Origin of the sequence: Ruminococcus sp., assembly GCF_016287535.1 — a bacterium.
Classification (GTDB): Bacteria; Bacillota; Clostridia; order Oscillospirales; family Ruminococcaceae; genus Ruminococcus.
The window spans coordinates 15,252-27,241 of the sequence record NZ_JAEFAJ010000041.1 but is presented as its reverse complement, the minus strand read 5'-3'; the positions used below and the strand labels follow the sequence as shown (position 1 = coordinate 27,241).

The window sequence follows — 11,990 nt, the reverse complement described above, 5'->3', positions numbered from 1 at the left end:
GAGTTCGACGTAATCCTTGCTTCCTTCGGTGACGCTAAGATGGGCGTTATCAAGGTTGCTAAGGAAGTTCTCGGTCTTGGCCTGAAGGAGGCTAAGGAGATAGTTGAGGCTGCTCCTAAGGCTATCAAGGAAGGCGTTTCTGAGGCTGAGGCTAACGAGCTCAAGGCTAAGTTTGAAGAGGCTGGCGCTACAATCGAGATTAAGTAATCAGCTTGTATCAAAAGATGATTACGGAAGGCTGTACCTTCGGGTGCAGCCTTTCTTGTTTGATGTTATAAAAAAATTATTCATAATTTGTGCAAAGCTACAATCGAGACGGTCAAATGTTGACTTATATGGTGAACTGTGCTATAATTTGATTGGGATATGATTTTTGTCATGGTATTGTAAAGTGTATTTTCTTAACGTCCGCACATTCGGAGCCTTTCCGTGAGGCAGGACATAAAGGAGGCATTACTATGAAAAAATTTGCAGTATTACTTGGTTCTTTGGTACTGGCAGCAGCCTTTTTTACTGCTCCGGCTGCCATAGCAGCATCAGTTGACAATACAGTTAAAATAGCGACAAAACAGCAGGCCGTTCCCGAGTCACAGAATATCATATACGCGGACAGAGTAATTCAGCTCGTGAATAAAGAAAGAAGAAACAGAGGCCTTCAGGAGTATAAAATGATCCCGAAGCTCACGAAATGTGCTGTTATCCGCGTAAAGGAAACAACGGTGTACTGGAGCCATCAGAGGACCAACGGTACATCGGGAATGGATGTTATTGATGAGGTAGGTCTCAGCTGGACGGGTAAAGCTGAGAATATTGCCGTTGGTCAGAATACGCCGGAGAGCGTTGTGAACAGCTGGATGAATTCAGCCGGACACCGTTCCAATATACTCAGCTCTGACTATAAGTATATCGGAGTCGGCTGCGTCTGTTACAACGGGCAGTATTACTGGGTCCAGGAATTTCTCGCTTCCAGAGAGAATTTTGACTATGCCTTTCTTCCGGAAAAGCACGGCGAGATAAATGACAGCGGAGTTGTTGATGCTGTGGACGCTTCGATAGTGCTTGCGGAATATGCGTCAGTATCTGCCGGCAAGGGTTCGATACTCAGCAGAAGTCAGCGGGCAAGGGCTGAGATCAACGGCGACGACATCGTTGACGCCGCAGACGCTTCGATGATACTCAATATTTATTCGTTCAATTCTTCAAGATAAATATATAAAACTAAAAGCCGTCCCTTATCGGGACGGTTTTTGTTGTTACCTCTTATTAATGAAATGTTAACGAATTGTAAACTTTGCAAGAGCTGTATTGTGAATGAAATATGAATGTGATATAATTTTTTCAAGCCCAAGGCGATAAAAAATATATGAAGGAGGAGTAATCACATGAAAAAAGCAAGAATTGCCGCGGCTGTTATCGCTCTTGTCATCGCAGGCGGAGCCCTGCCTGTTCAATCAGGAGCATACAGTACGGTAATTGCAAGCGCCGCAGAAGAGCTTACCGAGAGTGCTTCTGAAGAGTCAGAGTATTTTGAGATCGCTGTGCAGTACGGCGTTGTGTATGCGGAATACAAGGATTATGCGATCGCCAAGGGGTTAACAGAGGAATATGAGGATATGGAAGAGCCCTTCGATATAGAAATACCGGACGAGATAGAAGGTATCCCGATTACAGAGATAGTACCGGAGGCTTTTAAATCGAGCAGTGTCCGGAATGTGAAGCTGGGCAGAAATATAAAGACCATAGGGGATTATGCGTTCAGCGGCTGTTCGTATATAACGGAGATAAAGCTGCCGGAAGCTCTTGAAAAGCTCGGCAACAGCGCTTTCAGTGAATGCAGAGGACTTGCGAAGGTCACTTTCAACGATAAGCTGGTCAGCATAGGGCGCAAGGCTTTTATGAACTGCCGTGCCATTTCTTCCGCGGAGCTGCCTGACAGTCTCGTGAAGATAGGCGAAAACGCCTTCAGCGGCTGTCAGCAGCTGAGCAAGGTGAAGTTCGGCGCAGGTATTGCCGTCATCGGAGTGGGTGCTTTCTATGATGCGAACTTAAAGTATATGGAGATACCTGCAACTGTGGAAAGGCTGAACGGCTGCCCGCTTTTGTATACCGATTATGATGAACTGCCGGATATTGCCATAAGGATACTTAATCCGGAATGTGAACTGGGCGGAGAGCGTTCAGAGTGGAAGGAGTTCATAATAGTCTGCGATGAGGATTCGGTTCCGGAGAGATTTTGCGAGGACAACGCTCTGAGGCACTGTACTTATGAGCAGTACAAAAAAGGTGAGTACGGCGACAGGATCGAGACCGAATACGGTGAGGTATTCAGTAACGATACCATGAGCTGGTGTATGGTGGACGGCGGCTATGAGGTCTTCGATTTCACCATGGGCGATGAAGAAGAGCTTATTATCCCCGATGAGATAGGCGGAGTTCCCGTTGTAGCTGTCAGCAATAATCTGAGCAGCCGCGAGAACAATTCCAAGGTCAGGAAGATAGTGATCGGAAAGAATGTAAGAACTATCTGGAGCGCTGCGTTCTTTGAGTATCCTGCCCTTGAAGAAGTCGTATGCGGGGAAAGTCTCGAAAGAATAATGTCGCTTGCTTTTTATGGCTGTGAGTCTCTTAAAAAAGTGACTTTCAACGAGGGTCTGAAAGAGATCGAGCATACCTCGTTCTTCAACTGCAGCTCACTTGATGAGATCAACGGTCTTGGTTCGGTCACAAGCATAAAGCAGGGTTCGTTCTATATGTGTTCTCCTGATTTCCTTATACTTCCCGAAAGCGTGCAGTATGTGGAACAGGCTGCAATATGCCTTAATTATTCCCCTCAGGGTAATGATCTCAATCCCGCGAGGATAGTGGTCCTTAATCCGGACTGCGATTTTGAGCCTTGGTCAATATCAGGTGTAAGGAATATCTGCATTTTTGGATACAAGGATTCAACTGCCGAAAAGTACGCAAAAGAGAATGGCTTTACGTTCAGAGTGCTTGAGAAGCCCAGGGACAGCACTGATGAGTCTGAGTATGAGGCCATCAGGGAAAGAATAGAAGCCGACAGGTACGCAGGTGATGCCAACTGTGACGGCGAGATAGACCTTTCCGACGTTGTGCTTATCATGCAGGCACTTGCGGTACCGGACAGATACTGGATCGGTGGCACGGATCCCACACATCTGACAGATCAGGGACTGTGCAACGGAGACGTATGCTATCACGGAAGCGGTATCACCGCAAGGGACGCATTATGGATACAGAATTATCTTCTAGGCGATACTGATATTTTTGACTGATAAAAAAGGCTGATTTAGTTTAGAGTTGAGAATTGAGAGTTGACAGTTGTGGTGTATCGCCTGCGGCGATAAAATTTAAATAATATGAGCGCAGCGAACTCATTAACTCTTAACTCTCCACTCTCAATTCTCCACTAAATCAAAATTTAGCAAAGCTAAATTTTGATTTATATTTGTAAGATTATACTACTGAAAAATAAATTGTCAATAGAAATGCCATAGTATTTCTGACTTTCTGCAAGAAATACTATGGCATTATAATTTTATATGAATATCACCCTAAATACAGCATTTTTATTACAGATCTGAATGGAAGGTACGGGAAATAACGTCGTCCTGCTGTTCCTTTGTGAGCTTTACGAAATTTACCGCATAGCCCGAAACCCTTACGGTGAGCTGCGGATACTTTTCCGGGTGAGCCTGAGCGTCAAGGAGAGTTTCTCGTGTGAATACGTTTACGTTAAGGTGATGACCGCCTTTTTCAACGTAGCCGTCAAGCAATTCAATGAGGTTATCGACCTGTTTCTGGTTATCCATATACATTCTCCTTTTCTTTTTTGCGGCGGAACGCCGAGTGTGACTCCCTGTAGTACAGGGAGATGTCCGAAGGACAGAGGGCCGCGGCGCCTGTTGGGCGGCGTTCCCTACATTTTATAATTCATCTTCTTCTGGTTCAAGCTCTGTGGGCTGACAGCAGGCACCCTTTGTGCCGCATATATCCGTGCTTTTCACGGTATCAACTTTCAGCTCCGTACCGTTGCCGCCTGAGACTATATTCACATGACCGCTTCCCTGCGACATGAGCTGATCTATAAGATCGGCAAGCTCGGCAGGGGAGCTTTTATCTTCGGGAGCACACATATCATTCACCTCTCAGCTTGTCAAGGTCGAGGTCTCCGGCGAACACTTCCATGTCCTTGCCGAGAGCGTCGGGAACTATGGAGAAGGTATTTGAGATACCGTCCTGAGCGTGTCTGAATGGCAGCTTTGCCACCGACGAGAGTGAGGCTACAGCGCCGTGAGTGTCTCTGCCGTGCATGGGGTTAGCTCCCGGAGCAAGGGGAACTCCCTGCTTTCGTCCGTCGGGAGTATTGCCTGTTTTCTTGCCGTATACCACATTAGATGTGATAGTGAGTATAGACATCGTGGGAACTCCGTCACGGTAGGTGTGGTGCTTTCTTACGCAGTCCATAAATCTGCGTACCACCTCTACTGCCAGCTGGTCAACTCTGTCGTCATTGTTGCCGTATTTCGGGAAGTCGCCCTCAATCTCGTAATCAACTACCACGTTCTTTGCAACGTCGGTCACGTTGCCTGACTTGTCCTTTATTTCGATGTCCTTACGGACAGGTTTTACCTTTGCGTACTTGATAGCCGAAAGGGAATCCGCAACGACGGAAAGTCCTGCGATTCCTGTTGCGAAGTAACGCTTTACATCTCTGTCGTGGAGTGCCATCTGCAGCCTCTCATAGCTGTACTTGTCATGCATATAGTGGATTACATTCAGAGTGTTTACATAAAGTCCTGCAAGCCACTCCATCATATCCATGTACTTTTCCCAAACGTCATCGAAGTCGAGATACTCGCTGTCAACGGGTCTGTACTTGGGACCTACCTGCAAGCCGAGGCGCTCGTCCACGCCGCCGTTTATAGCGTAGAGCAGGCACTTTGCAAGGTTTGCCCTCGCACCGAAGAACTGCATTTCCTTGCCTACTACCATTGATGATACGCAGCAGGCGATAGCATAGTCGTCACCGTGGAAAACCCTCATCATGTCGTCGTTCTCATATTGGATAGATGATGTTTTTATGGACATCTTAGCGCAGTATTCCTTGAACTTTCTTGGGAGCTTCGTTGACCAGAGTATTGTCATATTTGGTTCGGGAGCTGTACCCAAGTTTTCGAGGGTGTGGAGATAACGGAAGCTGTTTTTCGTTACGAGGTGATGACCGTCAACGTCAACGCCGCCTATAGATTCAGTTATCCACGTCGGGTCTCCTGAAAATAACTCGTTGTACTCAGGAGTACGGGCGAACTTTACGATACGGAGCTTCATGATGAAATGGTCTATAAGCTCCTGTGCCTGTTCTTCTGTGATAAGTCCTTTTTCGAGGTCACGCTGAATGAATATATCGAGAAATGTGGAAGTTCTTCCCAGTGACATAGCCGCACCGTTCTGCTCCTTTACTGCCGCAAGATATCCGAAGTAAAGCCACTGTATGGCTTCCTTTGCGTTAGCCGCGGGCTTTGAGATATCAAAGCCGTATATCTTGCCGAGTTCCTTTAAGTCCTGCAAGGCTCGTACCTGCTCGGCAAGCTCCTCACGGAGACGGATATTCTTTGATGTCATTCTCACAAGTGAGGTGTCTATCTGATGTTTTTTGTCCTCGATAAGCCTGTCCACGCCGTAGAGGGCAACTCGTCTGTAGTCGCCGATGATACGTCCTCTGCCGTAAGCGTCGGGAAGTCCCGTGAGGATAGCGGAATGACGTGCCAGTCTCATTTCTGGAGTATATGCGTCAAAAACACCTTGATTGTGAGTTTTTCTGTACTTTGTGAATATCTCCACTACCTTGGGATCCACCTCGTAGCCGTACTCTTTACAAGCCTGCTGAGCCATACGGATACCGCCGAAGGGCTGCAACGCTCGTTTGAAGGGCTTGTCTGTCTGTAGGCCTACTATCTGTTCAAGGTCTTTATTTAGGTAGCCTGCACCGTGTGAAGTAATAGTGGATATGATCTTTGTGTCCATGTCGAGAACTCCGCCTGCTTCGCGCTCCTGCCGGGAAAGCTCCATGACCTGTTCCCACAGCTTCTTGGTAGCCTCTGTAGGCGGCGCGAGGAAGCTCTCATCGCCCTCGTAAGGAGTGTAATTCTTCTTGATGAAATCCCTGACGTTTATGGAACTGCTGCTCCAGCGTCCCTCTGTGAAGCCGTCCCATTCCTGAGCCCATGAATTGACCATAACACATTACTCCTTTAAATTTTAATATCTATAAGTAATCTTACCACTTTGAACAGTGATTGTCAAACCGGAAGTTGACCTGATAAAACTAAAAACAGGGGTATTTCGTTTTATCATATTACAAAGTCGGTCTGATGTGAAGTTAAAAGAGATTTTGTCTGACGGTGAATAGAAGAATAACGCGGCATGAAATCTGCCGCGTATCAAAATGTAATGAAATTGTTTGAGCGATTTGTGCATTAGATAGATTTTCGTTTTTTCAGCTGAAAGAGCGGATAATATCCGCCCGGTGGAATCACTTCTTTTTGCTTGCTTTTTGAGGCTTAGCCGGTTTTTTCCGTGGCTTTCCGGACTTTCCGGTTTTTTCGGGCTTATCATCGCTGGGAACAGCTATACCGAGTGCCTTTTCCCTGTTTTCGAGGACATGGAAGCTCAGCTTATAAAGCGTAGCGGTAAGCGGTACTCCCAGTATCATGCCGAGTACGCCGAAGAGCCCGCCGCCTACGGTAACGGCTGCGAGAGTCCAGACGCTCGGCAGACCGATGCTGCCGCCGACAACTCTCGGATAGATGATATTGCCCTCAAGCTGCTGGAGTATGATAAGGAATATAATGAATATAAGCGCCTTCATTGGGTCAACGGTGAGTATTATGAAAGCGCTTATGCCTGCGCCGAGGAAAGCTCCGACTATGGGGATAAACGCGGTAACTCCCACGAGAGTGCCGGACATAGCCGCATATGGCAGCTTCAGCAGCTTCATGCCTGTGAAGCAGAGAGAGCCGAGGATTATCGCTTCCACGAACTGTCCGACAAAGAAGCTCTGAAATGTCGAGTTTGCCGTTCTGAGGACTATTGAGCTCTTCTTGTTGAACTCGTCGCTGAAATATGCGCGTCTTATGCGGTTTGCATCGTGTATAAGCTTATCCTTGCGGAGAAGCATATATATAGCGAAGATAATTCCGAGGACTATGTTTGTGACAGCAGATGTCACCCCGCCTATTATGCCCACTGCGGAGCTGAGTATTCCTGCAAGTCCTGAGGTGAGTATCTTCGAGGCTTTTTCAGCGATTTTCGCCCAGTCGAATTCAAGCGAGCTTATCTGCTCCTGTATCTCAGGGTACTCCTTCAGCTTGCCGGTCACGAAGCCCTTGACTTTGGTGAAGGCGGGAGGTATCTCCTCGTACAGCACTCCGAAGGCTTTGGCTATCTCAGGGATAACAATATACATTATCAGGACTATTATTGCTGCTGTAATAGCAAATGCAGCCGCAATGCAGAAGGGCCTGCGTGTCTTTGATATCAGCTTTGAATCGTTTTTTGGAAAGTACAGCTTTTCAAAGCGGTTCATGATTATATTGAATATATAGGCGATAAAGAAGCCTATGACAAGCGATTTCAGAGCTCCGAGAACTACGGAGACAAAGTTTGCCAGAACGGCAAAGTTCTGACATATAACGCAGACTGCTACAGCAAGCACCGCGATAAAGATATACCGTTTGATCTCACTTTTTTCCATAATTGATGCCTTGCGGCAAATCACTCCTTTTAAGGCGAAATACTATTACAATTATATATCAATACAGTTTGTTTGTCAATCGGATAAAACAAGCTCCTGCGGCATTACAACTGAATTAACAAACTACTTGACCGAATGAGAGTTTCATGATATAATAAAAATAATTAGTTCCGTGATATGGGGAACTTAAAGAATAATGATGTTAAAGGGGATAACCCCCGCCGGTAAATATGCCCGGTCATAGAAGTTATATGCGAACGGAGGTCATAATAATGCCAGGATTAGACGATTACGCTCCCGCTGTCAGAAAGGTCATGACGCTTTTTTACGTTATAGATACTTCCGGAAGTATGCAGGGAAGCAAGATAGGACAGGTAGAATCAGCGCTTGAGGAAGTAATGCAGACACTTCAGGAAATAAGCGATGAAAGCGATGACGCTGAGATAAAGATCGCAGTGCTGGAGTTCTCTACGGGAGCTTCATGGGTAACTCCGGAGCCTGTATCTCCGGAGGGATACCGCTTCAAGACCTTTGAAGCCTGCGGTGTTACCGACCTCGGTGCCGCCTGCAAGGAGCTGGACAAGAAGCTCTCAAGAAATGAATTCCTTCAGACTGCTGCAGGTGCTTATCCGCCGGTAATACTTCTCTTCAGCGACGGCGGACCCACAGATAACTGGGAGAGCGGTCTCGACGCTCTGAAAAAGAACAACTGGTTCAAGCGTTCCATAAAGATAGCATTCGCTATAGGCGATGACGCTGACAAGGATATACTCGCACGCTTCTCCGGAAGCTCGGAAACTGTCCTTGATGTAAAGAACAAGGATCAGCTCCGCCTTATGATAGAAAAGGCAAGCGTTATCACAAGCGTTTTTGCAAGCCATTCAAGCACTGTTGACAGTGATACCGATCCTGTTGAGATCTCAAAGCAGCTTGCCGAGGACGTCAAGACCCAGACAACAGAGGCTCTCAGCGACGATAATACCGCCGACTGGGACGAATCCGACTGGTAAGGTGAGGTTATGCAGAGATTACATTCCTTTGCTCAGACAAGTATCGGCGCCTCACATCTGAGCCGCGGTCTGATCTGTCAGGACAGCTCTGCCTGTGCGGATAATGAGCAGTATTCATTTGCGGCGGCGGCGGACGGTCACGGAAGTCCCTGTTATCTGCGTACTGACAGAGGTTCGGCTTTTGCGGTGGAGTGTGCTGAGGACTGTGTCAGGGAGTTCCTCGAGGGACTCGGAAATGCGGAGGAAGTTCTTGCGGACGAGCGACAGCGCGGAGAGCTCTTCAATCAGCTCTGGCGCGGTATCATAGCAAGATGGCACGATAAGACCGAGAAGGACTTCAAGAGCGATCCCTTTTCGGAGGAGGAGCTTGACCGTATACCTGAGAAGTTTGCGGGTTACCGCAAACGCTATGAGGACGGAGACTATATCGGCGCTTACGGCACCACCCTGCTGTTTGCGGTGGTAACTGAGAATTACGCTTTCGGCGCTCAGATAGGCGACGGAAAATGCGTTGTCATCGACGGCGACAGCAACGTGTTCGTGCCTGTTCCGGAGGATCCCCGATGTTATGAGAACGTGACTACTTCCATGTGTCAGGACGACGCGGCTCTCTCGGCAAGATTCTTCTATCTGCCTAAGGGACTTATGCCTGCGGCTGTGTTCCTGTGCTCGGACGGCGTTGAGAATTCCTACTGGAACGAGGAGCAGCTTTTCTGCTTTTTCCGCGGACTTGCCCTTACCATAGTTGAGAACGGCATGGAGGAGGGGATATCCCAGCTTGCGGAGTTCCTGCCTTCAATGACAAAAAAGGGAAGCGGCGATGATGTTACCTGTTCTGGTATCATAGATCTTACAAAGCTGAGTTCCTGCTCTGACGGCATACGTGAGGACCTTGAGGTAGCTTCTCTTGCGGCGGCTGAGACCGTCGGAGAAGCTCTTGACGCTGAGGAGATCGAATATGACGACGAGGATCTGCAGCAGGTCATCTCCGATGTTATAGCGGATAATGCGGATACCGCAGGCAAGGAGGACAACGGTGAGCCGGAGGCTCCGGAAAAAGAACAGTGAAGTGCAAGGGCGGATACTATCCGCCCTTTTTATGTCTGAAATACTTTTTTTTGGAAAAAGCTCTTGACAAAAGCGAACAGATGTTCTATAATAAGATTACAAGGAATGGAACATTAGTTCTTAAAGCTATCTTATTATGAACTGCATTTTAGTTATGCGGACTCTGAAAGGGTGCAGCGGTTTGCTGCTTCGTGCTTCTTTATTTTATTTAAGGGGGCAAATCATGAACGATCTTATCAAAAACTATACCCACAGCCGCGATCTTGTCAAAAAACGCATCTCTGAACTTCTGACACTGCGGCATTCGCTTACTGAAAGGGGGGACTCTCTCCGCGCCGGACAGCTTGACCTTGACCGCCGTATACGCATTCTCTATACGGAGCTTGACGAGCTTACGGAGATAATTTCAAATCTTACCTCATATCAGAGGAGGCGTGCAGAAAGTGTCAAAGCGTGAGGCGTATTCTGATACCTTTACCGGTGAGGCAGACAGAGGCATCAGGGCTGTTCTCGGCTTTGATGACGAGGACGAGTCAGGAAGAAAGCTCCGCCGGCTATTATTAAAAGTTATTAATAATGAGCTTACCCCAAGACAAAAGGAAATAATTATGCTATACTATTACAGGGACGCGGATATTGTGTCTATCAGCAAGATGCTTGGGATATCTCCTCAGGCTGTTTCTTCGATAATGTCACGTGCCCGTCTGAAAATGTACAAGATCCTTAAATACTACATCTGAGGAGGTTTCAATGGATACTCCTGTATACGATTTTTTGCGGAGATATGCCGGTTCGGATATGCTCCGTGCCCATATGCCGGGACATAAGGGCATTTCGTCAGCCGCTGAGCTTGAACAGCTCTACAGGCTCGATATCACTGAAATAAAAGGAGCGGACAGCCTTTTTGAAGCTGACGGTATTATCGCTCAGAGCGAGAGGAATGCGTCAGAGCTTTACGGTACAGTCGCAACTGTTTACTCCGCAGGCGGCTCTACCCTCTGCATACAGGCTATGCTTGCTCTTATGAAACAGGAAAAACGCCGTATCATCGCCGTCAGAAATGTTCATCGTGCTTTTCTCAATGCGGCGGTTCTTCTCGGACTTGACGTTCAGTGGATACTTCCCCAGTACAGCGGCGGTATCCTGTCGGGCAGGATACTCCTGCCCGACGCCGAGGCGGCTTTAGCCGCCTCGGCTGAGCCAGCCTGTCTTTATGTGACCTCACCTGACTATACCGGCAGGCTGGCGGATACCGCCGCACTGGCGGCTCTGTGTCATCGCTACGGAGCAAGGCTCCTTGTGGACAATGCTCACGGAGCTCATCTTGCATTTTTTGAAAAAAGTCTGCACCCGATCGTCCTCGGCGCTGATATGTGCTGTGACTCAGCGCATAAAATGCTGCCGGCACTTACAGGAGCAGCTATGCTCCATAGCTCCTGTGCGGAGTATGCTCCGGTACTGAAGCAGGCGATGAGCCTTTTCGGCTCTACAAGTCCGTCTTATCTTATCATGGCTTCGCTTGATATATGCAACCGTTACCTTTCAGATAATATAAGAGACGATATCGCCGCGGCTTTGCCGCGGCTGACTTCGCTGCGCGAAGTCCTTTCGGACAGGCTTGTTTTTGCGGAATCTGAACCGTTCCATATCACGGTAAAAGCCGCTGAAAGCGGCTACAGCGGCACAGAGCTTGCGGAGCTTCTCAGAAATAACGGCGTTGAGTGTGAATACGCTGATGAAGAGCTTCTTGTTCTGCTTATGTCGCCGTTTTCATCTGCCGGGGACTATGGGCGGCTTCGCGCCGCGCTTGATAGCGCGGTGTCGGGAGCTTCCCGTTATAAAAGGGAAAAAAAGTCATTTTTGCGGAAGCTCCCGAAGATGGCTTGCTCCATCCGCGAAGCCGCCTTTGCGCCTGCGGAGGAGATAGCCGCGGAGGATGCGGAGGGGAGAATATGCGCCTCCGTAAAAGTACCCTGTCCGCCTGCCGTGCCTATAGCTGTAAGCGGAGAGATAATTGACCGTGACTGTATTGAGGTATTCCGTGATTATGGCATAAAAACCGTCCTTGTAGTGAAAAATTAGCTTGGGCTATTGCAATTTGCGGGTATATATGTTAAAATGAAGTATATTATTTTAGC

Annotated in this window: 12 protein-coding genes; 8 read left to right on the top strand and 4 right to left on the bottom strand. The window is 47.9% G+C overall.

Going from position 1 to position 11,990, the window contains the following annotated elements; all coding sequences use genetic code 11:
- The 3 genes from rplL to QZZ36_RS12430 all read left to right on the top strand — a co-directional run.
- On the top strand, positions 1-207 hold a 207-nt coding region (gene rplL, locus QZZ36_RS12440; RefSeq protein WP_295082172.1), incomplete at its 5' end, for a 50S ribosomal protein L7/L12.
- A 251-nt stretch (positions 208-458) separates the two neighbouring features.
- Positions 459-1,208, top strand: a complete 750-nt coding sequence (locus QZZ36_RS12435) for a CAP domain-containing protein (RefSeq protein ID WP_295082169.1) — start codon at positions 459-461, stop codon at positions 1,206-1,208.
- 174 nt (positions 1,209-1,382) lie between these two features.
- Positions 1,383-3,293, top strand: coding sequence for a leucine-rich repeat protein (locus QZZ36_RS12430; protein ID WP_295082166.1), 1,911 nt, complete (start codon positions 1,383-1,385; stop codon positions 3,291-3,293).
- Positions 3,294-3,590: 297 nt separating this feature from the next.
- Here QZZ36_RS12430 and grcA3 read toward each other — a convergent pair whose 3' ends face one another.
- The 4 genes from grcA3 to QZZ36_RS12410 all read right to left on the bottom strand — a co-directional run bounded on the left by grcA3 (position 3,591) and on the right by QZZ36_RS12410 (position 7,774).
- Positions 3,591-3,830 carry an autonomous glycyl radical cofactor GrcA3 gene (grcA3, locus tag QZZ36_RS12425; RefSeq protein ID WP_295082163.1) on the bottom strand — a complete coding sequence of 80 codons (240 nt, stop codon included), beginning with the start codon at positions 3,828-3,830 and terminating at the stop codon, positions 3,591-3,593.
- Positions 3,831-3,944: 114 nt separating this feature from the next.
- Complete coding sequence (locus QZZ36_RS12420; protein ID WP_295082160.1) at positions 3,945-4,154, bottom strand: hypothetical protein; 210 nt, start codon at positions 4,152-4,154, stop codon at positions 3,945-3,947.
- 1 nt (position 4,155) lies between these two features.
- Positions 4,156-6,258 (bottom strand): formate C-acetyltransferase, encoded by a 2,103-nt coding sequence (gene pflB, locus QZZ36_RS12415; protein ID WP_295082157.1) that lies wholly within the window; start codon positions 6,256-6,258, stop codon positions 4,156-4,158.
- A gap of 295 nt (positions 6,259-6,553) precedes the next feature.
- Positions 6,554-7,774 (bottom strand): AI-2E family transporter, encoded by a 1,221-nt coding sequence (locus QZZ36_RS12410; RefSeq protein WP_295082154.1) that lies wholly within the window; start codon positions 7,772-7,774, stop codon positions 6,554-6,556.
- Positions 7,775-8,046: 272 nt separating this feature from the next.
- Here QZZ36_RS12410 and QZZ36_RS12405 point away from each other — a divergent pair, with 272 nt between their 5' ends.
- The 5 genes from QZZ36_RS12405 (at position 8,047) to QZZ36_RS12385 (ending at position 11,934) form a co-directional block, all read left to right on the top strand.
- Positions 8,047-8,784 carry a VWA domain-containing protein gene (locus tag QZZ36_RS12405; RefSeq protein ID WP_295082151.1) on the top strand — a complete coding sequence of 246 codons (738 nt, stop codon included), beginning with the start codon at positions 8,047-8,049 and terminating at the stop codon, positions 8,782-8,784.
- Positions 8,785-8,793: 9 nt separating this feature from the next.
- A complete protein-coding gene (locus QZZ36_RS12400) occupies positions 8,794-9,852 on the top strand; it encodes a PP2C family serine/threonine-protein phosphatase (protein WP_295082143.1) in 1,059 nt (352 codons plus the stop codon).
- Between the two features lie 223 nt (positions 9,853-10,075).
- Positions 10,076-10,309: a hypothetical protein gene (locus QZZ36_RS12395; RefSeq protein ID WP_295082140.1), complete on the top strand. Its 234-nt coding sequence runs from the start codon at positions 10,076-10,078 to the stop codon at positions 10,307-10,309.
- Positions 10,296-10,592 (top strand): sigma-70 family RNA polymerase sigma factor, encoded by a 297-nt coding sequence (locus tag QZZ36_RS12390; protein ID WP_295082128.1) that lies wholly within the window; start codon positions 10,296-10,298, stop codon positions 10,590-10,592. Before QZZ36_RS12395 ends, QZZ36_RS12390 begins: the two co-directional genes overlap by 14 nt.
- Before the next feature lie 10 nt (positions 10,593-10,602).
- Complete coding sequence (locus QZZ36_RS12385; protein WP_295082123.1) at positions 10,603-11,934, top strand: aminotransferase class I/II-fold pyridoxal phosphate-dependent enzyme; 1,332 nt, start codon at positions 10,603-10,605, stop codon at positions 11,932-11,934.
- The last annotated feature ends 56 nt before the right edge of the window (positions 11,935-11,990 follow it).

Coding starts and splice junctions, on each gene's coding strand:
- QZZ36_RS12435 (WP_295082169.1), top strand. CDS start 459: ATGAAAAAATTTGCAGTATTACTTGGTTCTTTGGTACTGGCAGCAGCC.
- QZZ36_RS12430 (WP_295082166.1), top strand. CDS start 1,383: ATGAAAAAAGCAAGAATTGCCGCGGCTGTTATCGCTCTTGTCATCGCA.
- grcA3 (WP_295082163.1), bottom strand. CDS start 3,830: ATGGATAACCAGAAACAGGTCGATAACCTCATTGAATTGCTTGACGGC.
- QZZ36_RS12420 (WP_295082160.1), bottom strand. CDS start 4,154: ATGTGTGCTCCCGAAGATAAAAGCTCCCCTGCCGAGCTTGCCGATCTT.
- pflB (WP_295082157.1), bottom strand. CDS start 6,258: ATGGTCAATTCATGGGCTCAGGAATGGGACGGCTTCACAGAGGGACGC.
- QZZ36_RS12410 (WP_295082154.1), bottom strand. CDS start 7,774: ATGGAAAAAAGTGAGATCAAACGGTATATCTTTATCGCGGTGCTTGCT.
- QZZ36_RS12405 (WP_295082151.1), top strand. CDS start 8,047: ATGCCAGGATTAGACGATTACGCTCCCGCTGTCAGAAAGGTCATGACG.
- QZZ36_RS12400 (WP_295082143.1), top strand. CDS start 8,794: ATGCAGAGATTACATTCCTTTGCTCAGACAAGTATCGGCGCCTCACAT.
- QZZ36_RS12395 (WP_295082140.1), top strand. CDS start 10,076: ATGAACGATCTTATCAAAAACTATACCCACAGCCGCGATCTTGTCAAA.
- QZZ36_RS12385 (WP_295082123.1), top strand. CDS start 10,603: ATGGATACTCCTGTATACGATTTTTTGCGGAGATATGCCGGTTCGGAT.